This window comes from Paenibacillus phytorum, assembly GCF_013141715.1.
GTDB classification, from domain to species: domain Bacteria; phylum Bacillota; class Bacilli; order Paenibacillales; family NBRC-103111; genus Paenibacillus_E; species Paenibacillus_E phytorum.
On sequence record NZ_WHOA01000231.1, the window covers coordinates 1 to 25986 of the forward strand.

The 25986-nt window shown below is 44.9% G+C and carries 19 protein-coding genes, 3 tRNA genes and 1 pseudogene; 6 read left to right on the forward strand and 17 right to left on the reverse strand.

The window, feature by feature from the left end; all coding sequences use genetic code 11:
- From rfbD to GC098_RS31645, 4 genes are all read right to left on the reverse strand, one after another.
- Positions 1-830: dTDP-4-dehydrorhamnose reductase (rfbD, locus tag GC098_RS31630; RefSeq protein ID WP_171647708.1), on the reverse strand; the 830-nt coding region annotated here is incomplete at its 3' end.
- Positions 827-1831, reverse strand: coding sequence for a dTDP-glucose 4,6-dehydratase (gene rfbB / locus GC098_RS31635; protein ID WP_171647710.1), 1005 nt, complete (start codon positions 1829-1831; stop codon positions 827-829). The genes rfbB and rfbD, both read right to left, overlap by 4 nt.
- Positions 1831-2550: a sugar phosphate nucleotidyltransferase gene (locus tag GC098_RS31640; protein WP_171647742.1), complete on the reverse strand. Its 720-nt coding sequence runs from the start codon at positions 2548-2550 to the stop codon at positions 1831-1833. Before GC098_RS31640 ends, rfbB begins: the two co-directional genes overlap by 1 nt.
- Before the next feature lie 211 nt (positions 2551-2761).
- Positions 2762-7420, reverse strand: coding sequence for a WIAG-tail domain (locus tag GC098_RS31645; RefSeq protein WP_171647712.1), 4659 nt, complete (start codon positions 7418-7420; stop codon positions 2762-2764).
- A 285-nt stretch (positions 7421-7705) separates the two neighbouring features.
- Here GC098_RS31645 and GC098_RS31650 point away from each other — a divergent pair, with 285 nt between their 5' ends.
- Positions 7706-8806, forward strand: a complete 1101-nt coding sequence (locus tag GC098_RS31650; RefSeq protein WP_171647714.1) for a YheC/YheD family endospore coat-associated protein — start codon at positions 7706-7708, stop codon at positions 8804-8806.
- A 44-nt stretch (positions 8807-8850) separates the two neighbouring features.
- Here GC098_RS31650 and nagZ read toward each other — a convergent pair whose 3' ends face one another.
- Positions 8851-10128: a beta-N-acetylhexosaminidase gene (nagZ, locus tag GC098_RS31655; RefSeq protein WP_171647716.1), complete on the reverse strand. Its 1278-nt coding sequence runs from the start codon at positions 10126-10128 to the stop codon at positions 8851-8853.
- Between the two features lie 69 nt (positions 10129-10197).
- Entirely contained in the window at positions 10198-10494 is a 297-nt protein-coding gene (locus GC098_RS31660) for a transposase (protein WP_171647718.1), read from the reverse strand.
- A gap of 516 nt (positions 10495-11010) precedes the next feature.
- On the opposite strand from GC098_RS31660, the gene asd reads away from it, so the two are divergent.
- Positions 11011-11799 (forward strand): archaetidylserine decarboxylase, encoded by a 789-nt coding sequence (asd, locus tag GC098_RS31665; RefSeq protein ID WP_171647720.1) that lies wholly within the window; start codon positions 11011-11013, stop codon positions 11797-11799.
- A gap of 29 nt (positions 11800-11828) precedes the next feature.
- Positions 11829-13088, forward strand: coding sequence for an MFS transporter (locus GC098_RS31670; RefSeq protein WP_171647722.1), 1260 nt, complete (start codon positions 11829-11831; stop codon positions 13086-13088).
- Positions 13089-13552: 464 nt separating this feature from the next.
- On the opposite strand, the gene GC098_RS31675 is transcribed toward GC098_RS31670, so the two are convergent.
- The 6 genes from GC098_RS31675 to GC098_RS31700 all read right to left on the reverse strand — a co-directional run bounded on the left by GC098_RS31675 (position 13553) and on the right by GC098_RS31700 (position 20082).
- Entirely contained in the window at positions 13553-14992 is a 1440-nt protein-coding gene (locus tag GC098_RS31675) for an NAD-dependent malic enzyme (RefSeq protein WP_171647724.1), read from the reverse strand.
- 435 nt (positions 14993-15427) lie between these two features.
- A complete protein-coding gene (locus GC098_RS31680) occupies positions 15428-16171 on the reverse strand; it encodes a glycosyltransferase family 2 protein (RefSeq protein ID WP_171647726.1) in 744 nt (247 codons plus the stop codon).
- Positions 16172-16175: 4 nt separating this feature from the next.
- Positions 16176-17171: a glycosyltransferase family 2 protein gene (locus tag GC098_RS31685; RefSeq protein ID WP_246359087.1), complete on the reverse strand. Its 996-nt coding sequence runs from the start codon at positions 17169-17171 to the stop codon at positions 16176-16178.
- A 62-nt stretch (positions 17172-17233) separates the two neighbouring features.
- Positions 17234-18031, reverse strand: a complete 798-nt coding sequence (locus GC098_RS31690) for a glycosyltransferase family 2 protein (RefSeq protein WP_246359088.1) — start codon at positions 18029-18031, stop codon at positions 17234-17236.
- 149 nt (positions 18032-18180) lie between these two features.
- Complete coding sequence (locus tag GC098_RS31695; protein ID WP_171647730.1) at positions 18181-19086, reverse strand: aminoglycoside phosphotransferase family protein; 906 nt, start codon at positions 19084-19086, stop codon at positions 18181-18183.
- Between the two features lie 15 nt (positions 19087-19101).
- Entirely contained in the window at positions 19102-20082 is a 981-nt protein-coding gene (locus GC098_RS31700; RefSeq protein ID WP_171647732.1) for a phosphotransferase, read from the reverse strand.
- Between the two features lie 248 nt (positions 20083-20330).
- On the opposite strand from GC098_RS31700, the gene GC098_RS31705 reads away from it, so the two are divergent.
- From GC098_RS31705 to speD, 3 genes are all read left to right on the forward strand, one after another.
- The gene (locus GC098_RS31705; protein ID WP_171647734.1) at positions 20331-20921 is read left to right on the forward strand and encodes a GNAT family N-acetyltransferase; all 591 of its coding nucleotides are present in this window, start codon (positions 20331-20333) and stop codon (positions 20919-20921) included.
- A gap of 114 nt (positions 20922-21035) precedes the next feature.
- Entirely contained in the window at positions 21036-22346 is a 1311-nt protein-coding gene (locus tag GC098_RS31710) for an aminotransferase class I/II-fold pyridoxal phosphate-dependent enzyme (RefSeq protein ID WP_171647736.1), read from the forward strand.
- Between the two features lie 183 nt (positions 22347-22529).
- Positions 22530-22901: an adenosylmethionine decarboxylase gene (gene speD / locus GC098_RS31715; protein WP_171647738.1), complete on the forward strand. Its 372-nt coding sequence runs from the start codon at positions 22530-22532 to the stop codon at positions 22899-22901.
- Between the two features lie 65 nt (positions 22902-22966).
- Here the strand turns inward: speD and metK are convergent.
- From metK to GC098_RS31740, 5 genes and pseudogenes are all read right to left on the reverse strand, one after another.
- Positions 22967-24192 (reverse strand): annotated as a pseudogene (metK, locus tag GC098_RS31720) (methionine adenosyltransferase).
- Between the two features lie 31 nt (positions 24193-24223).
- A complete protein-coding gene (mtnK, locus tag GC098_RS31725) occupies positions 24224-25441 on the reverse strand; it encodes an S-methyl-5-thioribose kinase (protein ID WP_171647740.1) in 1218 nt (405 codons plus the stop codon).
- Between the two features lie 234 nt (positions 25442-25675).
- Positions 25676-25757: transfer RNA gene (locus GC098_RS31730), tRNA-Leu, on the reverse strand.
- A 16-nt stretch (positions 25758-25773) separates the two neighbouring features.
- Positions 25774-25845 (reverse strand) — tRNA-Gln (locus GC098_RS31735).
- Positions 25846-25861: 16 nt separating this feature from the next.
- Positions 25862-25934: transfer RNA gene (locus tag GC098_RS31740), tRNA-His, on the reverse strand.
- Positions 25935-25986: the final 52 nt, after the last annotated feature.

The following is a 25986-nucleotide window of genomic DNA, read 5'->3' on the forward strand; positions in this document are numbered from 1 at the left end:
TGCAGAAAATAGTGAAGCGCTGACTTCCAATCCCTTATCGGAGTAAAGCCGTTATCAAGAATGGCTTTATGATGAAATGCTGAATTCATCGGTCTTACGGCCGGCAGAGGAAACTGCTCCGAATGAACGGGAATTAAGGCAACATGATGCATCAGAGCATACTTCAAAATCTCCCCAGCAAATTCATATCTGGAACACGATCCTTGATTGGATGCGTGATATATGCCATATTTATCCGTCTCAATAAGCTCTCGTATGAAAATGGCCAGATCCAGGCAATAAGTGGGTGAGCCGAATTGATCATCTACAATGGACAGAGGTCCTCCTGATCGTGCCTTTTCCAACACTTTGGTAACAAAGTTAGCTCCTTTGATGCCATATAACCAAGACGTTCGAACGACAAAATGCTTCGAGCAGGTCATTCTTACGAACTTCTCTCCAAGAAGCTTGGAATGACCATATATATTGTTTGGATTGGTGAGATCCCGCTCCTCATATGGGGTTCCCTTCGTTCCATCGAACACATAATCGGTACTGACATATACAAGTTTGGCACCGATTTGTCCGCAAGCCTTTGCAATATGCAGGGCTCCCATAGCATTCACTTGATAGGCTAGCTCCGTCTCTATTTCCGCCTTATCGACATTCGTATAAGCAGCAGCATGAATAACAACATCCGGTTGCTCTTGCAGAAGGATGTCCCTGACTTTCTTCTCATCGCTCACGTCAAATTGGTCTCTGCGCCAAGCTGATACTTCATGAACGGGGCCAAACACACGGATGAGATCATAGCCGAGCTGTCCACCGGCTCCAGTAATTAATATTTTCATGTGAGATCAGCTTCTGTTTGGGCGCGATAAGATCCGTCAGCAATGCGTGTACACCATTCGTGTTCTTGCACATACCAATCCAGTGTCTTCTTTACTCCCGATTCAAATGAATAGGACGGCACCCAGCCCAGTTCACGGCGAATTTTGGTACTATCAATCGCATACCGACGATCATGTCCAAGCCGATCAGGTACGAAGTGGATCAAATCCTCCGATTTGTTAAGCAGCTTTAGAATACTTTTGACAATCTCCAAATTAGTTCGTTCATTTTGTCCGCCGATATTGTAAACCTCCCCTGGTATGCCATCCTCAATCACTCGTTCAATTGCTGAACAATGGTCATCCACATACAACCAATCTCGTATATTCAATCCATCGCCATATATGGGAATCGGCTCATTGCGAAGGGCACGAGTAATAATGAGTGGAATTAGCTTTTCAGGAAACTGACGAGGACCATAATTATTAGAGCAACGAGTAATCACAGCCGGAAACCCATAGGTTTCATAGTAGGCTCTGACTAGCAGATCCGAACCTGCCTTACTCGCAGAATAAGGAGAATTAGGTGCTAAGGGAGTCGTTTCGGTGAATGCCCCCTCGTCACCAAGTGATCCATAAACCTCATCCGTCGAAATATGAATGAACTTCTTGACATGATGCTGTCTTGCTGCCTCCAATAAGCATTGTGTCCCTGCTACATTCGTAAGCACAAAGCTGTGAGGGTTATGAATACTTCGATCCACATGGGATTCGGCGGCAAAATGGACGACAACGTCAACCCCGTGCTCCATCTGTTGGTTGATTAAAGCAGCATGACCCATATCACCAAGTACAAAATGGTAACCAGCTTGCCCATCTAGTGACCTGAGGTTATCTTTGTTTCCTGCATACGTAAGTAAATCAACATTTATTAAATGATCTTCCGGATGATTTTTTTTCCAGTAATGTATAAAATTACTTCCAATAAATCCCATTCCGCCCGTAATAAGAATCACCGACATTAGCGGTCCTCCTTCCTTACAAAAAGAGTAGCCTGAAAGAGAGACTCATGTGTCCCGGCATCAATCCACCATCCTGTAAAGAACCCATGCGTCAGCTTGCCGGCATCAGCGTATACATTGTTCACATCGGTGATTTCCATCTCGCCTCGTTTAGAAGGCGTTTGTTTTTTGATAATGTCAAACACCGTGGAATCATATAAATAAATACCCGTAACCGCATAAGATGAGCTCGGATGCTCCGGCTTTTCTTCGATCCGTTCAATGCTGCCATCCCTCATCTTTGCCACTCCATATCTTCTAGGATCAGCCACTTTCTTTAGAATGACCATCGCTCCCTCGTCCTGCTTCTCGAAGGCGTCAATCATCGGAGTTAATGAATCTTCAAACAAGTTATCACCAAGAAGAACGACGAATTTCTCACCACTCCACACGAATTCCTCCGCAAGCGCCAGAGCCTGAGCGATCCCTCCTGCATACTCTTGGAGCTTGTAGGTTAGACGGACACCAAACGTTTCACCACTGCCCAAGTACTCCAAATACAATCCAGCAGACTGTTTTCCCGTGATTAATAAAATATCTTGAATGCCAGCTTTGCATAATTTCTCAATGGCATATTGAATCATGGGTAATTCACCGACTGGAAGCAAATGTTTATTGATGATGTTCGTCAGAGGACGCAAGCGGCTTCCCGTTCCTCCCGCCAGTACAACACCCTTCACAAGACATCCCCCTTTCCAAGCGTTATAATGGTGCGTAGCCACATCCACTTCTTTAATCATATGCTTTCGTCCTATATGGAAATTGGACGAATACCCCTGATTCAAAAATTAGTCATTCAACCACACGAAAATAACGCCGCTAAACAACAAAAACGGCTAGCTCGCAGAATCTGCGACACAAGCCGTTTTTAATCACCTGAGCCCTCTTCATTTACAACTTCTTGCCGATAGCTATCCAATTCACGATACCTTGTTGATCCGGTGAAAACTTGGCACGCATAACGGATACTACCGCGTTTTCCATCGATTTTTGTTTCACAGATACATAGCAGGCCTGGTGATCCGTCATCGCCGTTAACACATAGTTCTCATCCGCAAACTTCTCATCGAAGTGTAAGACCACTTCCATCATTTCATCCTGATTTTTCATTTCAAAAGGAACGAGTCCAAATTGCTGCGTAATATTTTTTTGCGTACTTGGCGTCTGCAGGACATTTTCCGTTAATTTCGTTACGGAAAGCGATCCATCTGCAATGTGCTCACTTCTTACAGCACTTGGTTTCAGCTTTGATCCGTCAATGCTGCTACTCGCAATATGAAAGTTGCTAACAGCCGCATAAGCAAGTTTGCTGCCGTCAATACTGCCAATTGTCAGCTTCGATCCTTCCAACGCACCATCTGCCAGATGGCTGCTATTCACTGCGCCAGAGGCCAACTTGCTGCCATCTACGCTGCCAGCAGCCAGCTTCGATCCGTCTACGGAAGAGGGTGCCAGATGACTGTTGTCCACTGCTCCGAACGCTAACTTACTGCTATCTACACTGCCAACTGCAAGCTTCGCTGCATCTACAGCGCCGTCCATCAGGTGCTCATTCCTTACCGCACCCTCTACCAATTTACTGCTATCCACACTGCCTGCCATCAGCTTGTTACCATCTACCGCGGCTTCAGCCAGATGTTCCTTCGTTACTGCGCCAGCTGTAATCTTACTGCCATCTACACTGTCTGGGGCCAACTTCGAGCCTGACACAGCATGATCAACAAGGTGTTCACCACTTACCGAGCCGCCCGCCAGTATACGACCATTCACACTGTCAGCAGCCAGCTTCGCCTCACCCACAGCACCGTCCGCCAGATGTAAATTCGTAACCGCACCTGCAATGAGCTTACTTCCATCCACGCTGCCAATGCTCAAATGATAGTTGCTGATGATGCCAGAGGCTAACTTGCTGCCATCAATACTTCCTGCTGCTAGCTTCGCGCCATACAATGCGCCATCAGCAAGATGATCGCCGCTTACAGCACCTGCGGTCAACTTACTGCCATCTACACTGCCTGCGGCCAGCTTAGCCCCATCGACAGCACCATCGATAAGGTGAGCGTTGTTGACAGATGCAGCTGTCAGCTTACTGCCATCTACACTGCCTGCGGCTATCTTCGTACTATCCACAACACCTTCTGCGAGATGAAAACCACTAACTGCGCCAGATACCAGCTTGCTGCCATCCACACTGAACGGCGCCAGCTTGCTGCTAGTGATGATTCCGTCTCCCAAATGCTCATTCGTAACCGCACTTGCCATTATCTTACTGCTGTCCACACTGTTTGCGGCTAGCTTCGTTGCATTGATGGCTCCAATAGCGATATGATCGCTGTTCACGGCCCCGGTAACTAACTTACTGCTGTCAACAGTACCCGCAGCCAGCTTCGCACTCGTAACGGAGCCATCAATGAGGTGACCGCTGCCAACGGTTCCTAGAGCTAGTTTACTACTTCCTACACTGCTGTCTGCTAGCTTAGAGCCATCCACTATGCCATTCGCTAAGTGCTCATTACTTACAGCGCCTGCCGCCAGCTTCGATCCATCTACAACGCTATCAATAAGATGTTCCCGATGAACCGAACCAACCGTTAACTTAGTCCCATCCACTGAAGCTGCTGCCAACTTCACACCATCTACAACACCGTCTGACAGATGTTCATTCCTTATCAAGCCCATTGTTAACTTACTGCTGTCTACGCTGCCTGTCGCCAACTTCGCTCCATACACCGCATTATCCGCTAAATGATAGTTACTAACTGCGCCAAGTATCAACTTGCTTCCGTCTACCGAATTCGCAGCAAGCTTATCATTATCAACAGCACCGTTAGCCAGGTGTTCCGTGTCAACAACCCCAAGCCCTAGCTTTGCACCATCCACAGCGCCATCAGACAGATGTTTACTCGATACTGATCCTAGAGACAGTTTCGTACTGTCTACACTGCCCATTGCCAACTTCGAACTACTCACAGCACCATCCGCTAAGTGCTCACTATTTACAGCAAGCGCTGAAATTTTTGAATTTGTGATAGCCCCGTCTGCCAAATGTCTTCCACTAAGCGCACCGCTCACTAGCTTGCTGCCATGAATACTTTCATTAGCCAGTTTAGCCGCCGTGATCGCCCCGTCAGCAATATGCTCACTATTGATGGCTTTCACTGTGATTTTGCGGCTAGTCACACTCGCATCTGCTAAATTGGCTTCCTTCACCGCTTGGTCTTCCAGTTTCCTTGTTGTCACTGCTCGATCCTGGAGTACCTTGGATGATACGGATTCAGCTTGCAGATGCTGGGTTCCAACCGCTCCATTTGCCAGCTTTTCTTCTGTAACAGCTCCTAGAGCAAGAGTTTCAGAAGTAATCGATTGTTCGACAAGTTTACTTCCTTCCAGACTTCGGTCAGCGAAGATGCCAATAGTAATAGATCCTTGGGCTAAATGTTCGGACGTTATTGCACCTGGTTTAATGTGCAGACCATTAATAATATTCTCTTGTAGATGACGAGTTTCAACAGACATGGAGGCCATTTTGCTGCTCGTTACAGCTTCTTCCGCGATTTTACTCGTTGTAATGGTTTCATCTTGCAGATGAAGGGTTGAAATGGCTTCTTCAGCTATGTGTTCGCGTTGAATCGCTGACCACGCAATTTGTTTCTCGCCTATTACTTGATCTGCGACATGCTCCGAACGAATCACCTTTAACCCCATCTTATCCTCGGTGACAATTCCATTCTGAAGGTGCTCTTTACCAATTGCCTGATGAGTAATGTGTTGACCTAATACGGCTACATCCTTCAAATGGATACTACTAATAATGCCTTCTTGCAAATGTCCTGTTTTGATGGAACTTGGAGAGATTTTATCTGATGTTACACTGTCTTCCTTCAACTTCGAAGTATCTACACTGCCCTCCGATAATTTCTCATTCGTCACAGAACCCGCTTCAAGCTTAGCCGTAGAAATGATATGATCTGCCAAATGTGTATTCTGTATGGATTGTGCGTTAATATGTCTTCCGTCAACCGAGCCTTCGGCTAATTTAGAAGATGTGATGGTTCCATCTTGAAGCTTTGAAGGCGTTATTTCACCATCAATCAAATGCCTATTACCTATCGTTTGACTGCGGATGTGCTTTCCTTCAACAAGGTCCTCTATCAATTTAGCTGATGTAATGGACCCATCTTGCAGTTTCGAGTTCGAAATGATAGCATCCGCAAGATGCTGGCTTTGAATGGCATTAGGATGAATGTGAATATCCGTAATGAGGTTTTCTGCCAACTTATCCGATGTAATGCTTCCATCCGAAAGCAAACTTCCATATAAAGCACCATTCGCAATATGCTCCGCTTGAATCGAGCTTGCAGCTATATGACGACTAGTGATTGCTTCATCGGTAATATGTTCACCATAGATGGAGGATTCCTGCAGATGTTTCGTCTCAATCGCTAGTGGAGCAATCTTCCCGCCCGATACAGCCATATCCGCAAGCTGATCCGTATTTACGGATTCCCACGCCAGCTTCTCTGTTGTGATCGACTCATTTTGCAAATGAAAGTTCTCAATAGCAAGATCAGCAATATGCGTTGTTTCAATTTGACGCGGAGCAATGTTATGACTTAGAACACTGCCATTAGCCAAGTGCTCTCCATAAATACTTTGTGGTTGAAAATGAACAGAGGTAATGCTCGCATTGGCGATTTTCTCTTCGGTCACAGCCTGGTCTCTTAACTTATCCGTTGTAACGGAAGCATCCGTCAGCTTGGCGGTATCAATAATATAATTGGACAAATGCTTTGCTTGCACCGCGCCACTATGAATTTTCTCCCCAGTTATAGCTTGATTATCAATGAGTTCGCTCGTAATGATTAGCTCAGACAAATGTTGTGGAAGAATGGAACCGTGAGCAATTTTTAAGGAATCAATGGTTTGATCCGCCAGTTTATCGGCTGTGATACTATTGTCCAGCAGTTTACTACCCGGAATAGATTCATCCTGAATTTTATCACCCAAGATACTATGCGGAGCAATATGTTCATCGTTGATCGCTTGATTAGCGATCTTATCTCTTGTTACACTTCCTGGAGCAAGCTTCGAATGTTCGATCGCAAAATCCTTCAGAGCTTTAGTGCCGATACTGAGTGGTTTGATTTTGCTCTCATCGACAGAGCGATTGGCAATTTTCTCCCAAGTAATCGCTTCTTCCACAATATCATCTGTATAGACGACAGGGTTTACAAATTTCCCTGTTTTCCTTTCAGAGAGCAATAACAGCGGTGGGGGAGCGGTGGAAGTAGTGGAAACCTTCATTTGATTGGGTTGCTTGCTAATTTTGGTCGTTTCTACTGGAGATTTTACATTCCCTTTGATTGGCGGTTGTGTATCACTCGTTACCGTTTTATGAACGGGTTCTGCTTTCTCGACTTTCTCGGCTTTCTCCTGCTTGACTGGATCTGATACTGGTTCAATTTCATCTATCCAATCCAGTTCGTTCACCCTGCTGGAGTTCACTTTTTGCACATAAGGTCTTACTCTGCTGCTCTTACGCTTACTCATAGACTCCTCTCCATTCTCCAAGAATTAGTCACTTGTAACATATTCAGTCTCCGCCCGATAGGTACGCTAGCCCGAGAAAATGTGCGCTAACCTAGATAAATGGTCGAATCCACCAACTACTCTCTATACATATGCGGATTAAAAGGCAAAGCTTGGGCATTTGTTCTATTTCTACTTGGAAAGTATCAGCATCCGTACAAACAAGCAACCCTGCTTTTCCATAAACTGATGAGGAGTCACAATTGCATAACACCCAAGCCCTCTGAAGGAGAAGGAGTGAAGTAGATGGCGTATCCCTATGTGGGTATTTTAGTCAACGATTCCTTATACGCAGGCATTCCCCTGGGGAACACACAGTATGAAGCTATTCAATATTATGATGAAGCTGGCAAGAAATATGGTGTAACTCCTTGTTATTTCCGCCTCCAGGATGTCCAAATCGATAAGATGAAGGTACACGCATATGTACAAAAAGGTCTTTGCTTTGAGCTAAAATGGTTGGATCTTCCCATGGTTATCCACAATCGAGCGATTTATTTGGACCATATTTCTTATCTGAAACTGGAGGAATGGACAAAACGAGGCGTAATCTTGTTTAATAGATGGAACCGCTATAGCAAACTGCGCATTCACGATCTTTTGATGAAAAATGATAGTATTCGCCCCCATCTGCCAGGGACATATCCGGCTACCTTGAAAAATATGAAAATCATGATGTCAGCCTACGACTCTCTCATTATTAAACCAACCAATTCTAGCATCGGACGTGGTGTGATGAAAATGGATCGCCATGTGAGGAGCTGGAAGCTCATTTACCCGGCAAGCATGAAGATCAGTAACCGCGTCTGGCGGACAGTAAGCTTCCGTCATTACCTTCCTTTGATCTTACGACGCAAAATCCAAAGCCGCACCTACATGATTCAGCAGCGCCTGCCTCTGGCTACATTTGATGGCCGACCATTCGATCTTCGCATCTCAGCTCAGCGCGGTGCATCTGGCGAATGGGGAATAACAGGAATAGTTGCGAAAGTCGCCTCACGCGAGCTCTTTCTCACCAATGTAGCGCAAGGTGGAGAAGTGCGAGCTTTATCCGATATTCTATCCACCGAATACCCTCACCTTAATCAAGAGGAAGTCATACACCAAATTACCGACTTCTCCCTGCGTGTCGCCCGGCATCTCAGTACAGAACTGCCCTACTTAGCTGATATCGGGCTCGATGTAGGAATCACAAGCGACGGATTTCCATTGTTTATTGAATGTAATGGAAAAGATCAACGCTACAGTTTCCTTGAAGCCAACATGCATGAAATATGGAAAGCTACTTATTTTAACCCTATCGCCTATGCCAAATTCTTGTTAGATGGCGGCATCCCCCCACTTTAATCGAAAAAAAACACCGTGCTGCGAATAAATCCGCAGGAACGGTGTTATTTGTTTGCTTTAGTCCCTAGTACGCTTTGCACCTCAGCATTCAGTTTCTTCGTATCAGGAACTTTAATAGGACGATCATGCAGTTGGTATTTCTGTTTCACCTTCGTGACTTGGCGAACACTTTGGTTGATGGTTTCCATCGGTATTCGCCCCGATTGAACGGCTTTTCGCAGTGCGTCTATGACCGTGACGACCTTCTCATAGTCATGTCCGACCATAACGATATTTGCCCCCGCAAGAACAGACTTCACGGCGGCCTCACCCAGATCATAGTTCTTGATGATGGCCCCCATCGTCATATCATCGGTCATGATGAGTCCCTCAAACCCCATTTCCTTACGCAAAAGATCTGTCATAATCTTTTTCGACATCGAAGCAGGATTCTGAGCATCCACTTTAGGCAGCAAAATATGAGCGACCATGACCGCGTCAGCCTGATGTTTGAAAGCTTCTGCGAATGGAACCAGCTCAAGCTTACGCAAGCGCGCAAGGTCATTTTGGACGATCGGCAGTCCCACATGTGAATCTACCGAAGTATCACCATGCCCAGGAAAATGCTTTACAACAGGGACAACCTGCTGTTTCTGCAGTCCATTCATCATTTGAACACCAAAGCTGCTCACAATAGAAGCAGTAGATCCGAAGGAACGATCACCAATGACCGGATTATTAGGGTTACTATTGACATCCAGATCGGGTGCGAAATCCATATTTAAGCCATAGGCATTTAATTCTTTCCCAATTAGTTGGCCGATATTATAAGCGAGCACAGGACGACCCGTTTTACCGATGTCTTTGCTGGTCGGTGTTTTCGTAATCTCATCCGGCAACCGTGTCACTCTACCGCCTTCTTCATCTACACCCAGCCAAAGCGGAAGCCTATTTGCGGCATTCGTCTGTTTCAATTCATTAACTAGACCTACCAGCTGAGACGTATCTTTCACATTTGGCTTGTATAATATAACCCCGCCAACGTGATAAGTTTCTATCAGTTCGCGTGCAAGCACATTCATACTGTACTCATCGATTCCCGCTATAATCATCTGTCCTAGCTTTTCCTCCAGCGTCATCGCCACAACACCGCTTGTTGCGACTGGTGTTGGTGCTGGTGTTGATGTCGGTGTAGGTGTAGCTTCCACTCTCGGCGGTGTCGCGGCGGGTGCTGAGGAAGATGGACTGTCTCCCGGGTGAGACGACGAACAGCCAGTTAAGAGCAGTGAAAACGCAGCTGCGAACACCGCGCCCCTGATCAACAAAGGTATATCTCGTTTCATCTTCATCTACCTTCCCTTTTGGACCTAATCTTCTTAACGATCTTCTACCTAAAATTGTTGCAAGACAGATTATTCACTTCTAAGCTCCTTCAGCGTCCATCTCAATAACGTGTAGATCCCGTAACACCCCAAGTAAGCTCCGCTTAACAGGAATAGCCAATTTTGAAAAATGCCGTGAATATTCGTCATAAATACCGTCTCATCTCTTAAAATCTCGTATATAGCGAGCACGCTGATAATACCAAACACATAGGCACACCCCACTGCCAGCACATGATATACAATTCGGCACATTTTGAATAGCCAAGCACTTATTAGCATGCTAATCGGAATCAGAATACTAAGTACCACCATTATTATAGACATGTTGTTATTTCACCTCATCAACAGCATTGACGGTTTCCTTTCCGGAAATACCAAAGGCATATTGATCCATTTTGTGATATGATTAATATTGAAAGTAAAGCGTTTACATAAAGGCTTCTCCTGCTAGGATCCGGGTCGCATCCATCACAAGGAAAAGAGGTCTATTAATGAAGAAGAATATCGTCTTACAGTATTCGCTGCCCTTAGATGCTTCCTTTGAGCTAATCGCAAGCTGCAAGTCCTGTACGAGTATTTCTGATCATTCATCTCGAACCCCTGTCCAATGTATCAAGTTCGCCGGCTCCTCTGTTCCCATCTCCGTTAACCTCGCTACCTGCTATACCTGCGGGGATTATAAGCAAAGCTAGCATATTCCACCTCAAACAGCCATTAGGCTGTTTTTTTCTTGCGCTTACCTTGCATTCCTTCCTCATTCGACAATTGATTCTTTTACCTTTCTGTGGCAAGATTAGCGAAGAACAATATAAACACGAATGAACAGGAGTTTTTTAATCTATGTCTAAACCATTTTTTCGATTGCTAACGGAGCTGTCTTCACGCAAATGGGTGTCCCAAGTGACAGGTGCTTTTGCCAGATCCAAAGCAAGCCGGATCTTCATTCCTCGCTTTGCCCAAACCTACGGAATACGCATCGAAGATGCTGAGAAGCATTTACAGGATTATAAATCTTTGAATGATTTCTTCACACGCAGATTAAAGCCAGGGTTACGCCCTATTCACGAAGACCTATCTCGTGTTGTAAGTCCTGTTGACGCCAGCATTACAGGTATCGGCGACATCAAGGAAGGCTTGATTGTGAATGTCAAAGGTCAAGACTACACCATCGAAGAGCTGCTTAATCGTTCCCCTCGTACGGTCAACTACAAGAATGGCTTTTATTTTGTTCTGTACCTTAGTCCTACAGACTACCACCGCATTCATTCGCCGATTTCAGGTGATGTGCTTGAGAGCGAGCATGTGCTTGGGAAAGTATATCCTGTGAATGAGTTTGGCCTTCGTCATATGAAGAGAGTACTAAGTCGTAACGAACGGTTAATCACTTTTATCCAGCACAATGCCGGTGAAGTTGCTGTAGTGAAGGTTGGGGCACTTAACGTAAGTTCTATTCAATATGTGAAGCCACTTCCCAAAACGCTTGAGCGAGGTCAAGAACTAGCTTACTTCGAGTTTGGTTCAACAGTTGTTCTCCTTTTTGAAGATGATATGTTTGAGCCTCGCCCAGATCTACAGCTCGGTTCTAAAGTTAAAATGGGAGAAGACCTCGGCCGTTTCCTAGAAAAATAAAGGAATCTGTGACTGGAGAGGAGAGAACCATGGCGTCCATTACAGCATCATCTCCTGAACAAAGCTCCAAGAGCTTACATGGTACCGGAGACGTCAAACCTACCGTTTATCGTATTTTATTCGCGATTGGTCTTGTCCATTTACTCAACGATTCGATTCAATCTGTCATTCCCGCTATCTTTCCCATACTAAAAAGCGAGATGGGACTTAGCTATACACAGATTGGTTGGGTGCAGTTCGCTATTAACTTCACGGCTTCCATTATGCAGCCGGTTGTGGGCTTATACACAGATCGCAAGCCTTCACCCTATATGCTGCCAATTGGCATGACCTCTACCCTTACGGGTATGCTGCTGCTCGCATTCGCACACTCGTATTGGGTCGTATTATTGTCTGTTTGCTTTGTAGGTCTTGGCTCAGCCGCCTTCCACCCGGAGGGATCTCGTGTCTCTCACATGGCCGCGGGAGGTCGCAAAGGTCTGGCTCAATCCATTTTCCAAGTTGGTGGTAACGCCGGTCAATCTTTGGCCCCCATGATGACCAAATGGATTTTCATTCCACTTGGATTATTCGGTTCCATATGGTTCACAGGCGTAGCAGCGATAGCTATCGCTGTGCAATTATATATTGCTCGCTGGTATAAATCCGTGCTGCTTGCCACACCGGTTAAAGCTAAAACAATTGTACAACGCACCGTGAGCCCACAGCGGCGCAAGCAAGTCATGTTTGCGATTTGCCTGCTTATTTTTCTTGTGTTCGTCCGTTCTTGGTATGGAGCAGCAATGAGCGGCTACTTCGCCTTTTTCTTGCAAGATACATACGGCATGTCCATCGACCGCGCACAGGACTTTATCTTCTTGTTCCTAGCGGCAGGAGCCGTTGGAACATTTTTTGGCGGTCCGCTTGCAGACCGCTTCGGTAAGCGTAATGTCATTTTCTTTTCCATGCTTGGTTCAGCACCGTTTGCTTTGCTGTTACCGCATGTGTCGATAACTTGGGCTTACATTTTACTTGTAATTATCGGTATCATCCTATTATCCAGCTTCTCCGTTACCGTTGTGTATGCCCAAATGCTGTTTCCTGGGAAGGTCGGAACCGTATCTGGCTTAATTACAGGCCTAGCATTTGGAATGGGCGGCATCGGAAGTGTCGTCCTTGGCAATCTTTGCGACACCATAGGCACGACGCGTGTTATGGAAATGTGTGCATTCCTACCGCTCCTTGGCATCCTGACTTTCCTTCTCCCTTCGGATCGCAAGTTAAGACAATGGACAGAAGAAACTAACTAGAAGAAAAACCTTGTAAGGCAAGCTCAATGCATCAGCTTCTGAAACAAGGTTTTTTCGTATACGTATATAGACAAGTAGGGTGATAGATTGACTTCGTGCATTACCTTGCTGACTGCTAATCAATTAACTTGTTGCCTGCTAAGCCATTCCTAGTCGCGGCATGCCAACGCTTCCTCAGCGGTTGTTCACCCCCTTCCTCCAGCCAAAGCCCCCTCCTTCCCCCGCCACACTTTTAAGGAACTGTTCGAACAACATTTGCTGTAAAACATGCAGTTGATTTCTAATGAGCTGCTCTTTCCCCATGAATTACCTGCATTTCCTACATCAAATTCTCCCAAAAAGAACGTTAACTCATAACCTTGATGCACTAACTGCATCTAGTGTGGTTTGGCGCATCACACAGGAACGAAAAAACAGTTCGGATCACCTCATCGAGGTTTACCGAACTGCTAATTCATTACAACTTATTCGTGGTGTGCGTCATGTGTCTCACGCTGGTTGCGACGACGGGCCACACCGGATTCATAGGCGGCTTCCATAACCGCTTCTCTTACCTTCTCAACAACAGCCGTATTGAACACACTTGGAATAATGTAATATTCGTTCAATTCTTCTTCATTTACTACCGATGCGATGGCTTTGGCTGCGGCTAGCTTCATTTCTTGCGTGATGCGTGAAGCACGGCAATCCAGCACACCGCGGAAAATCCCCGGGAAGCAAAGAACATTATTAATTTGATTCGGGTAATCCGACCGGCCTGTTGCCATCACACGAACATAAGGTTCAGCCTCTTCCGGCGTAATTTCCGGTGTTGGGTTTGCCATCGCGAACACAATCGGATCTGTGCCCATTCTCTTCACATCATCCGCCTTAAGTACACCTGGCCCCGATAACCCAATGAAAATATCAGCACCTGGTATAACATCAGACAGTAGTCCTCTTTGTAAAAATGGATTCGTATTGGCTGCATACCATTCCCAAGCCGAATTCGTATAGCTCTCTCCGCGTACGATAGCTCCTTGTCGATCTACACCGATAACATTTGTAACACCGGCAGCTAACAGCATCTTCGTACAGGCAATCCCCGCAGCTCCAATGCCAGTGATAACTACTTTACAATCTTCCAAATTCTTGCCCACGAGCTTAACAGCATTGAGCAGCCCTGCAAGAATAACTACCGCCGTTCCATGTTGATCGTCGTGGAAAACAGGAATATCGAGTTCATTGATTAATCTTTCCTCAATCTCAAAACAACGTGGCGATGAAATATCTTCTAGATTAATACCACCGAATGCTGGTGCAATCGCTTTGACCGTTCGAATAATTTCTTCGGTATCTTGCGTGTCCAAACAAATTGGAAACGCATCTACACCCGCCATCTGCTTGAACAGCATGGCCTTCCCTTCCATCACCGGCATCGCCGCTTCCGGACCAATATTTCCTAAACCGAGGACCGCTGTGCCATCCGACACAACAGCAACCGTATTCCGTTTTATCGTTAATGAGTGTGCTTTAGAAGGGTCTTCATGAATTGCCATACAAACCCGAGCAACCCCCGGTGTATATACACGGGATAGGTCGTCCCGATTTTTAATAGGCATTTTCGGAGTAACTTCGATCTTGCCGCCTAAATGCATGAGAAACGTTTGGTCTGAAACGTTAATTATACGGACTCCAGGAATATCCTTCAACACTTTAGTTATGGATTCCGTATGTTCAGGGTCGCTTACTTTTACCGTAATATCGCGCGTTGTTGTTGTTTTACTAGCTCGTGTTACGTCAATCGCGACAATATCGCCGCCTGCTTCACCTATAGCTGTAGCAATTTTCCCAAAAGTGACCAATTCTTTATGTATTTCCAAACGCACAATAACGCTTGTGCCTCCACCATTTAACCCCGCCATAATAAGGATCACTCCTAAGAAGATAATTAATTGACCGTCATGTTAGATCATAGCATACAATGTCAACCTTGCCAAAAATCATATTGGTCATTTTGTGACAATTTCATAAACATGTCGCAGGAGCGAAAGCGCCGCGGCGAAACCAAACGATCTAGATCGTATGTCTTTATTCAGGCGGCATAGACGTTTGCCCAATCTGCCAATGCACCGACTGCATATGTTATGACAGGTGAGGTGCAAGAAGTCATCGATAGCATGACTAAGATGGAACAGGCAATCGCCAAAAACATAGGTGCTATATGGTTTCATGAACGCCTACGGCGGGTTTATTAAGGCGATTTCCAGGGAAATCGCCGATTTTTGTCGACTTGTCATTCGTATTGAAAAACCCACCACATTGAGAAAGTGACCTTGATAGGTCGAACATGGAACTTCTTATAAAAACTGCAGAGGATCCACTTTCCATTTTTCGAGAAACCTTTTGTGATTTTTGTGGACCAATTTGGACAGCTGTTCCTTATCCATCTTATCGAAACTTCTGCTGCCGTGATGGTGAATGATGACATCCCCTGCCAGCATAAGCTCAAATCCAGCTAACCTGGCGCGATAACAATAATCGTCGTCCTCGTAATGGCCGGGTGTAAATCGTTCATCTAATAAGCCAATCTTGTTCATCACTTCCCTTTTGAAAAGGAAGCATAAGCCAACCAATCGGTTGAGTGGCATCCGTAGCTCCGGGTTCTGCATATTGGCTGTGGCGGCAATTTCGTGAAACTGGGATAAATCCGTATAGCCGGAATCCTTCAGCTGCCGGCCGCTCGCGTAATTTGTATAGGGACCAACGATACCGATGCGTTCGCTGCTGTATAGACAGTTTAGCATATTGGATAACCAGTTGTGGGTAACAACGATATCGTTGTTCAGCAAGAGAAGCGCGTCTCCAGTCGCTATCTTAAGTCCCAGATTACATGCTGCAGGAAACCCTTTGTTTTTAGGCAGGGAGATCAAGCGAATTTTTTCCCGTAAACAGTATTTGGGAGTCCCGTCTTCGGAGCCGTTGTCCACTACGATAATTTCATAATCTTCGTGTGTATAGCTACGAATGGCCTCTACACATTCTCTTAGCAGCTCCAGTCCGTTATAGCTAGGAATGATGATGCTTGTTTTGATGTTGCCCATTGACCTAGCCTCCCGCCAAATGCCTTTTTCGCATGTTATCTTTGAAACTAAGCCTCTTGCCACGGCGTGACATTACTTTATGCAAGGCTTCCAGGTGATCACCGATAATCAGTTGTGTCATGGGATTATGCTGCCCGTGGTTGATATCTGATCTTCGATTGATATTCAGGACGTTTATGCTGGCCGAAGCCTTCACTTTTAACTTCTTTTTCACGGCAATCACTTGAGCCAGAGGCGGTACGGACAGATTCGCCAAACCTATGGTCTCCACAGCTGACCTAGAGAGGGCGTGAGGTATAGCTGTCATGGAGTTCGCCATTAAGTCGGCTCTTCCCATGGCCCGATTGACGAATTCTTTAACAACCGATACCGCGTCACGGTGAACCAATTTATGGATAAAAGGGCTTATGTCATTGAGCGCAACATCCGTTCCCTTATCAACCGACTGTATAAAAGGGATAAGCTTTCTATAGGAAATGCGAATATCCCCGTCAAGAAACAAAAGAATGTCCGACTGAGAGACTTTGGCTCCTATCGATCTCCCGACATCGTGTCCAAGCGCTTCTTCATAGTGGAGCACGATCGGTGCGGCAGGGTGTTCCCTAATGCGCTCGAAGCTTTTATCATTCGATCCGTTAACCACTACGATGACCTCGTGAAAAGGGAGGTACACAAGCTCGTCAAGCACCTTAGAAATCGTGTCATCCTCGTTCTTGACGCTTAGAATGGCGGCGACATTCTTATTTGTGGGAAGCGGGACCAAGCGTGTGTATTTCTCCCCGATCTCCGAATAAAATCCTTTGAAAAACTTACGCGCTGCGGAATGATAGAGTGTAGTGCTTAATGCCCGGGGAAGACGGGATGCCCATTTGTTCCAATCATGATTCATCGCAGATTTCGCGGGCTCAAAGCCTCCGGTTTCTTTCTCGAAGCGGGAGCCATAATGTGATCCCGCCTCATAGGCCTTTCTTTTCCATCTTTTGATCTCTTTTGTATTCATTTGAGGTCGGGTGGATTGGGAGGTCCGTTTTGATTTAAATTTTGACTTCACAGCCCTTATCATTATTTCACCATCTTTCTATTCCGGTCTAGATCGGTCATTCCTCCACGGGGATCGGTTTTGTCCAATAGATGTTGAATAGCTTCCAGGTGATCCCCAATAATTAAGTCTTTCAACGGGTCATTTGGACCTCGGCGTTTTCGCGGATTCGTTTTGCCTACTTCAAAATAATGGACACCTTTAATCACCAAACCTTTATTAGCTGCGATTGTCTGCGCTTTGGGGGGAACCGTCAAATTCTCCGCTCCAATTTTCTCCAATGCTTTGCGGCTTAGGGCATGGGGAATAGTCGTTAAAGAAGCACCTTTCAGGTGAGGTAAGGACAACATGTTGTTTAATGCGTACTTGGAAAGAACAACACTGTGGACATTTTTTCTTGCCAACGTGCCGGTATATTTGTTTAAGGCGACATCCACGCCGTTTTTTACCGCATGAACCAGTCGTTTCAATGAATTGGTCGAGAAGACGATGTCTCCATCCAGAAACAAAAGAACATTTCCTTTGGCTGCTTTCGCCCCTATGCTTCTTCCTACATCATGGCCCAAAGCCTTCTTATAGGTAATCATCTTGGCCCCCATTTGTTTAGCCAATTGGCTGGAGCCGTCCCGTGATCCGTTCGCTACAACGATAACCTCTGTCTTAGGATGAACCTTTCGAGCATTGGCGATGACCCTGGCGATCGTCCGTCTTTCATTCATAAGAGGTATAATTACAGAAACTTCTGGGTTTTTGGAATTAAGTATACGCTGTGGGGGAGTGATTTTCTTCTCTACGACACGGACTCTTTTGGGTAACGTCAAAAAATACACCTCCAAGATTAGCATTCTTCCAGTCTTACCCCATTGTATGTCCCTGAATGATATATGTAACGGCATTAGTACAGGTCTAGGTACAGATGCATAAAAACAGGAAAAACGCCAGCTTTATGCGGACGTTTTTCAGTAAATACTTATAATATCTTACGCAAAGTTTTCTTATAACCCGAAAGTCTGCTGGATGATGGAAGCTCAATATGACGAGGGTAATGATTTCCGAATTGTTTCATGGCACGGACAAGCGGATAGGGGAGCAGGAGAAGCATATACAACAAATGCCGATCTTCAGCAGAAAGGGGACGTTTCCGGTCGTACTCCTCGATTCCCTTCAGGACGCCTCTTCCGTTCCAAGGATAGTTCCGGTATAAAATATGAGCTAAATCTATCATTCTTACGTTCATAGACGCATTCTCCAGATCAATCAGATGAAGATGATTGGAACGGTCCAATACTAAGTTAGGATAATTGTAATCGCCGTGGGAAAAAGCCCCTGTGTTACGTTCCATCTCTACAGCACTAGCAATAGCAGGCTTTTGGCTGAACGCTTCAGCTTTATGGCAGCAATCGATAAAACGGTCGAGACTGCCACCGTAACGGCTAATCTCCGAACGGTAATTGCCTGGTCGCCGGTACAATTCGTCATAGCGGATTCTGCCTTTTGGTATCCCTTCAGCAGTAACTCCTTCCGCCAGGCGATGAAATTTTGCAAGAGTTCGGAACCCCTTCATGAGCTCCGATTCTCGGGTAAAATTCGGTGACCGCCCCTTCACCCAATTGGTCAGCAGCCAATATTGACCCCGGTGAAAGGACCAAAGCTTCTGGCCAGGGCCTTCAACCGGTTTAGGGGTATACCGATAGCCTTTATTGTCAAGATGTACAAAAAGCTTTCTTATAAATGCAACCTCGTCTTCCCCGGTTTTATAAGGTTTATAACAAAGAGTACGTCCCGTTGTAGTGAAGACTTGGTAGACGTCTCGAATCTTCTTTCTCCTCTTAACCCTTAAGCCGAAATCCTTATTGAAATCAGTCCATAACGGCATGTTAACCCTCCCTCACTACTGCCTAGACCAGGTATCAATCCACTTGATGGCTATAAGCCTATTATTCCAGGTTTTATTTAAGACATTTAAAAGGGGACCATATTTACGTCCGTTCATAGCATATTGGCAGACATACCAGGCCTCTCTGGGGATGCGGTAAAGGGCGCTGATCAGCTTTTTCTCTCTACGGCGAAGCGGTCGCACCCCTTCATACCCCTTTAGGAAGGCTGCCATTTTTGAAGGTTCAAATCCCGCCGTATTGGTAAGTGCTACGACCAAATCGTAATAACTAGAGCCTCGTTTCATTAAATCCCAGTCGATCAAATAAATACGGTTATTCGATTTCAGGGTATTTGCTACAGTAACATCCCCATGCACGAGGGAGGGATGCCGGCATTCCTCCCTCAACATTGAGCGACTTTTTGATGTTCCAAGCGAATGTATAGCATCTCGGCTTAATTCAATGCAGAGATCCCCATGATGCCTAAACCAAGTTCCCGCTTCTGTAGGCTTTCTCCGAAGCTTCTTTAATCGCCTTAGGAATGCGTAATAGTTTCTCCTAGAGCGCAGCGTAACCGAATCGGGTTGGCGAGGAAGCTTCAAGCTGCGCGAAACGGAATGCAGTCTGGCTAACATTCCCCCCAACTTGACAAGATCCTCCTTGTGGCTGCTCATTTTTCTGCCCTCGATCCAATCGGTTAAGTAAAAAAGCTTCCTCCCCTCCTGCTCCCAATATTTCCCCGAACGGGATCTTAGCCATTTGGGCATGCCGTGAAAGCCTCTTTTGTGCAATTTAACCGCATAGGATGATAGCTGGATTAGACGGCTTTTCGATCCTATAAAAGGTTTAATCATATATGATCCTTTGTTCGTCGTTACCCGGAAAGCGGCAGTTTTTTTATACTGTGAGGCGTAGGAACGGGTCTTTATGATAGAAAACCCATAGGAACGAGCGATTTTATTGAAAATTAATCGATAGCCATGCGTTCTAGCCATTAAACGTCTCCTTCCTAAAAGCCTTATAAAGCATCGCCTTTTACAATTTATTAATGATAATACGGATTGGTGTCCATACCCCCGATGGAAAATCCAAAAATTTGAATTCCACGTTAGTCCCTCCAATCCTCATTGTCTAGACTGGTACATATAAATAAAATTAAATTGGATCTTTCTATTACTCCACTTTTCAATTATGCTAACTAAAAACTCGTATAAATAACCCAATGACAAGGAGAACATTCCCAATGAATCTACAACCTCTTATTTTAGAAGGAGAGCGTGTCGCCCTGCTGCCTATGCAAATATCCCATATAACCGGCCTACTAGAAGCAGCAGCCGACCCAAACATTTGGGCATATATGACGCCGCTTCTTAGTTCCGCAGATGTGGAGAAATTTGTTCACCAAGCACTAGAAGAACAAAAGGCAGGACTGGGCATCCCTTACAGCGTCTACGATAAGCATACTGATGCTTTCGTCGGCAGCACACGTCTCTTCGATATCTCAGCCCAACATCGGAATCTGGAGATCGGTCATACCTGGTACAATTCCCAAGTGTGGCGTACGCGCGTTAATACCGAATGTAAATTTTTACTGCTGAAACACTGTTTCGAAACATTAAACCTTCTCCGCGTTCAACTAAAAACGGACCTGCGGAACGAACGCTCTCAAACGGCTATTGCACGATTAGGCGCTCAAAAAGAAGGTATTCTCCGTCAACATCGTATACTACACGATGGTTATATACGTGACACCGTCATGTTTAGCATCCTCGATACCGAATGGCCTGAAGTTAAAAAGCGATTAGAAAGTTTTTTAAATAATGTAAGCGTGTAATTCCATATCCAAACCATTCCGAAAATATTTGTTTCGCGCAGTGACGTACACTTGTTAAAGTGGTATAATAACTGCAAAAAATGAATAGCTCATTGGAAGGAATGACCCACTCTTATGAATCCTCTGGCACGACAGTTAAACGAGACCCTGGAACGTGAAAATTCTCACGTGCATGACATGCTTTCTGCATTAGGTAGATCGATTTACTTCCCGAAAGAAGGCATTCTCAGCCAATCTGCTGAAGCAAAGGCCAAAGCCAAGAAATACAATGCTACTATCGGTATTGCTATCGAAAACGGTCAACCTATGCATCTAAAGGTCATTCAAGACACACTCTCCACCTACGCACCAAAAGATATATATGAATATGCACCACCTGCTGGTAAACCTGAACTTCGTACAGCGTGGCGCAAAAAAATGCTCGAGGAAAATCCCGAGATTGGCAGTAAACTGATCGGTAACCCGATTGTTACGAATGCCCTGACCCATGGTCTTAGCATTGCCGCTGACCTTTTCGCAGATGTTGGCGACGCAGTCATTATTCCAGATAAAAACTGGGAAAATTACGAGCTCACCTTCGAAATCCGCCGCGGTGCCCAAATCGTGAATTACCCGTTATACAACGAGCAGCAGAAATTTAATGCAGCTGGACTACGTGAAGCTCTTTTTGCTCAAAAGTCCAAAGGTAAAGCGATCGTTGTCTTGAACTTCCCGAACAACCCGACAGGTTATACACCTGGGGCTGAAGAGGGGAAAGAAATTACTGCTGCCATCAAAGATGCTGCTGAAGCAGGCATCAACGTCATCGTACTTACGGACGACGCATACTTCGGTCTTTTCTTCGAAGGTTCCCTGCACGAGTCCTTGTTCGGTCAATTGGCTGACATACACCCGCGTGTGCTCGCTGTCAAAATCGACGGAGCCACCAAAGAAGAATACGTCTGGGGCTTCCGTGTAGGCTTCATTACGTATGCAGGCCAAAGCGAAGCACTTCTCAGCGCCTTGGAGCAGAAAACAATGGGGATCATCCGTGCGACCATTTCCAGCGGTCCTCACCCGTCTCAAACATTCGTGCTTCATGCACTTAACTCTCCAGAGTTTGGTCAACAGAAACAAGAGAAATACGAGATCATGAAAGGCCGCGCTAACCGCACCAAGTCCATACTGGACAGCGGAAAGTTCGATGATGCATGGGGCTACTACCCTTTCAACTCCGGTTACTTCATGTGCTTGAAGCTCAAAACTGTTGATGCTGAAGCCTTACGTGTACACTTGCTGAATCAGCATGGTGTAGGGACTATCGCCCTCGGATCTACTGACCTCCGCGTTGCTTTCTCATGTATTGAAGAAGGCAGCCTTGAGGAGCTATTCAACCTCATTTATCAAAGCGTTAAAGAAATAGAAACCGTCTCCGCAAGTAAATAATAAAAATAAAAGAGCACTTCCTAACCTCAAGTTAGAGAGTGCTCTTTTTGCTCTTCTCTTTAGTTCGACATTTTCGAGCAGCCCTTTCGTGGCTTTTCACTAGAACTAGTCACTCTACTAGATCACTCTTCATTTTTAATCATAGAATAATTGTGAAGCTGAAAATTTGAAGGGGTGATAGATTTGCAGTACTCAACATATGGCAGGCATACGGTTGTTGACGTTTGGGGGGTAGATTCCAGTTTTCTAGATAATGTTGATTATTTACGACTAATTATGGTGAATGCAGCTGAGAAAAGTGGTGCTTCCGTGCTGTCTGTAATCCATAAAAAATTCGATCCAAGTGGCTGTTCAATCCTTGTTCTTCTATCTGAAAGTCATCTTTCCATTCACACATATCCGGAGGAAGGTTTTGCGGCAATAGATGGTTACACCTGCGGAAAGAGAGTAGACCCTAAAATAGCAGTCGATCATGTAGTTGATATATTAAAACCCAAGAAAATGTATACAAAAACATTAATTCGCGGTTCTAATGAAATAGATGTCTTAGATTAATATAAAAAGCCTCTTTCAGGATGAAGAGGCTTTTTGTGTTGAGTCATAAGTGCTATGGCTGTTGATCATTCTCCTAATACCCCTAATTCCCTTATTGCTGCATCTTTTCGTAACAATTCCGCTTTATCTGTCTGTTCCCAAGGAAACTCAACATCTGTACGACCAAAATGCCCATAAGCTGCCGTGTTCTGATAAATAGGTCGGCGTAGATTTAGCATCTTAATAATACCTGCCGGACGAAGATCAAAGTGATTCCGAACCAATTGAATAAGGTTGTCATCATCATTAATTCCCGTACCAAATGTTTCGATAGCTATACTAACAGGATGTGCCACTCCAATCACATAAGCAATCTGAATTTCACACTTTTGAGCGAGACCTGCCGCAACAATGTTTTTTGCTACATAACGCGCGGCATAAGCAGCCGAACGGTCAACCTTGGTGGGATCTTTACCTGAAAATGCACCTCCGCCATGACGAGCATAGCCGCCGTAAGTGTCGGCAATTATTTTACGCCCCGTTAATCCTGCATCTCCCTCTGGACCACCGATCACAAAACGGCCCGTTGGATTAATAAAATATTTTGTTTTTTCATCTATTAAATCAGTTGGAATGACAGGCAAAATCACAAATTCATTCAAATCCTTTTTAATTTGTGCAAGGGGCACTTCAGGATCATGTTGAGCTGAGATTACGATCGTATCGATACGGATAGGGCGATCACCCTCATATTCTACGCTGACCTGCACTTTCCCATCGGGACGCAAATACGGAACTGTACCATTCTTGCGTACTTGAGCCAATTGATACGCCAGCTTATGGGACAGAGATATCGGTAATGGCATCAATTCCTCGGTTTCATTACAAGCGAAACCGAAAATCAATCCTTGATCACCAGCACCAGTTCCTTCAATCTCTTCTTCATTCATCTTACCTTCGCGAATTTCTAAAGCTTGGTTGACCCCCATTGCAATATCAGGAGATTGCTCATTAATGGCGATTAAAACTGCACATGAATTGGCATCGAAACCGAGCTCAGCTCGTGTATATCCAATGTTACTAATTGTTTTCGAACAACTTTTTGATAATCAATAAACGCATTTGCCGTAATCTCGCCGGTTACAAGAACAAACCCCCGACCTACACAACATTCACAACCAACACGTGCATACGGATCTATCTCGTATATAGCATCTAATACACCATCAGAAATTTGGTCACATAGTTTATCAGGATGGCCTTCAGTCACCGATTCAGAAGTAAAGAGATGGTTTCTTTTTTTAATAGTCATAAACATGACCTCCCAAATAATAATCCTCTTTTTAATCCTCCCCCCACCCTGCTATCTGTCTAACACGGGATGTAATGTCGTTGATTCTGTGCACTTGCCGCCTTTCTAATACTAATTTTTGTCCGATCGAAAGCGCTAATTTTTCAGCTTTTGCCCGTAAACTAGGATCACTTATACTTTCCATATCCCATACATGTGATAAACCTATGATTCTACGAATCATTTTACAACCCGCATAGCCCGCAGTATCCTCAAACATTTGGAGTAAGTAATGATCTACGTATCCCGGGATTACCGCCATTCTTTCTTTAGATTCCTTTTCCCATAAATCCCTAAATTCTTTTTCAAAGTACGTCCATATTTGTTCGATCATTGTAAGAAGATACGCTTGATATTCAATTCGTTCCTGAGAGTCCGGAGTGTGTCCTTCGTGGGAGGCAAAGCTAAGTAATAGGTTTCCAATCACAGCGCCGATATCAAATCCAATAGGCCCATAAAAAGCGAACTCCGGATCAATCACCTTAGTATCCTCTTTCGTTACCATGATGCTGCCGGTATGAAGGTCCCCATGGATGAGTGCCTGAGCATGAGTGAGGGAACCTTCCTTTAATTTGGCTACCTCAAGTTTCAGTTGGTTATTCTCCCATATTTCAACCACCTTATCTGCTAGCAATGGATTAAATTGATTGGTTTCTGAATTGAAATAGGGATCCGTAAAAATGAGATTTTCGGATATCTTGCACATTTCCGGATTTGAGAATTGAACCACTTTTTCCTTTTTTACTTGAGAGGGCCATGCAAAATCAGACGTTAAATACAAAGTCCGTGCTAGAAAAGTGCCAATATGACATGCAAAATGAGGATAGCGTTCTCGGGGAACCAATCCTTTACGCATATTAAGGTGGTTCGATAAATCTTCCATCACAGTCAATGCCATCGCACTATCATAATGATAGATAATAGGCACTAAACCTGGGCAAATAGACTGTTGAATAATATATGCCTGACTTTCAATTCGTGCCCGTTCAAGGGTCAATGGCCAAGATTCCCCAACCACCCGCGCATAGGGAAGCGCCTGCTTTAGGATGATGCTTTTTCCTGAACTTTTGTCTGTAATACGAAAGACGAGATTCAAATTTCCATCGCCGATCTCACTGCAATCCAACTGTGCATTTGACATAAACATGTTTCTTAACTTTCGGGCATAATTCATAGCTCTATATTCGTTAAGGGCTTGGTACTGAAGCATACTATCATTCCTCCTTCCTCCTCTTGTAGAAAAGTATACTATTCTATTAATAATCGAAGAAAGAGATTTTGGTGTATGCAAAAAGCAAAAATAGTAAAACAGACTACATATTTAGGCCATTCTAAGAGAATCTATCGATGGAAGCAAAATGTTTGGCATGACTGTATGTTACAAATCATCCGTTGAAACACAAAAAAACCCTTAACTAGTAAGGGTTTCTTGCTTAAATAGGGATGCGGTCGGAGGGATTTGAACCCTCACGCCTTGTGAGCGCCACCCCCTCAAGATGGTGTGTCTGCCGTTCCACCACGACCGCATATGAAATTAGAAAACTGGGGATCTAGGATTTGAACCTAGGCATGACGGAGTCAAAGTCCGTTGCCTTACCGCTTGGCTAATCCCCATTATTAAAGGGAAAAGGGCGACCGATGGGACTTGAACCCACGAATGCTGGATCCACAAACCAGTGCGTTAACCCCTTCGCCACGATCGCCACAGTAGGGATTTATTCCCTGAAGACTAGATACGAAACTTACGTAAAGTTG

What these genes read in the sequence shown, in the direction of transcription:
- rfbB (WP_171647710.1), bottom strand. Translation starts at nt 1,831, where the DNA reads ATGTCGGTGATTCTTATTACGGGCGGAATGGGATTTATTGGAAGTAAT.
- GC098_RS31645 (WP_171647712.1), bottom strand. Translation starts at nt 7,420, where the DNA reads ATGAGTAAGCGTAAGAGCAGCAGAGTAAGACCTTATGTGCAAAAAGTG.
- GC098_RS31650 (WP_171647714.1), top strand. Translation starts at nt 7,706, where the DNA reads ATGGCGTATCCCTATGTGGGTATTTTAGTCAACGATTCCTTATACGCA.
- nagZ (WP_171647716.1), bottom strand. Translation starts at nt 10,128, where the DNA reads ATGAAACGAGATATACCTTTGTTGATCAGGGGCGCGGTGTTCGCAGCT.
- GC098_RS31660 (WP_171647718.1), bottom strand. Translation starts at nt 10,494, where the DNA reads ATGTCTATAATAATGGTGGTACTTAGTATTCTGATTCCGATTAGCATG.
- asd (WP_171647720.1), top strand. Translation starts at nt 11,011, where the DNA reads ATGTCTAAACCATTTTTTCGATTGCTAACGGAGCTGTCTTCACGCAAA.
- GC098_RS31670 (WP_171647722.1), top strand. Translation starts at nt 11,829, where the DNA reads ATGGCGTCCATTACAGCATCATCTCCTGAACAAAGCTCCAAGAGCTTA.
- GC098_RS31675 (WP_171647724.1), bottom strand. Translation starts at nt 14,992, where the DNA reads ATGGCGGGGTTAAATGGTGGAGGCACAAGCGTTATTGTGCGTTTGGAA.
- GC098_RS31680 (WP_171647726.1), bottom strand. Translation starts at nt 16,171, where the DNA reads ATGGGCAACATCAAAACAAGCATCATCATTCCTAGCTATAACGGACTG.
- GC098_RS31685 (WP_246359087.1), bottom strand. Translation starts at nt 17,171, where the DNA reads ATGAATACAAAAGAGATCAAAAGATGGAAAAGAAAGGCCTATGAGGCG.
- GC098_RS31695 (WP_171647730.1), bottom strand. Translation starts at nt 19,086, where the DNA reads ATGCCGTTATGGACTGATTTCAATAAGGATTTCGGCTTAAGGGTTAAG.
- GC098_RS31700 (WP_171647732.1), bottom strand. Translation starts at nt 20,082, where the DNA reads ATGGCTAGAACGCATGGCTATCGATTAATTTTCAATAAAATCGCTCGT.
- GC098_RS31705 (WP_171647734.1), top strand. Translation starts at nt 20,331, where the DNA reads ATGAATCTACAACCTCTTATTTTAGAAGGAGAGCGTGTCGCCCTGCTG.
- GC098_RS31710 (WP_171647736.1), top strand. Translation starts at nt 21,036, where the DNA reads ATGAATCCTCTGGCACGACAGTTAAACGAGACCCTGGAACGTGAAAAT.
- mtnK (WP_171647740.1), bottom strand. Translation starts at nt 25,441, where the DNA reads ATGCTTCAGTACCAAGCCCTTAACGAATATAGAGCTATGAATTATGCC.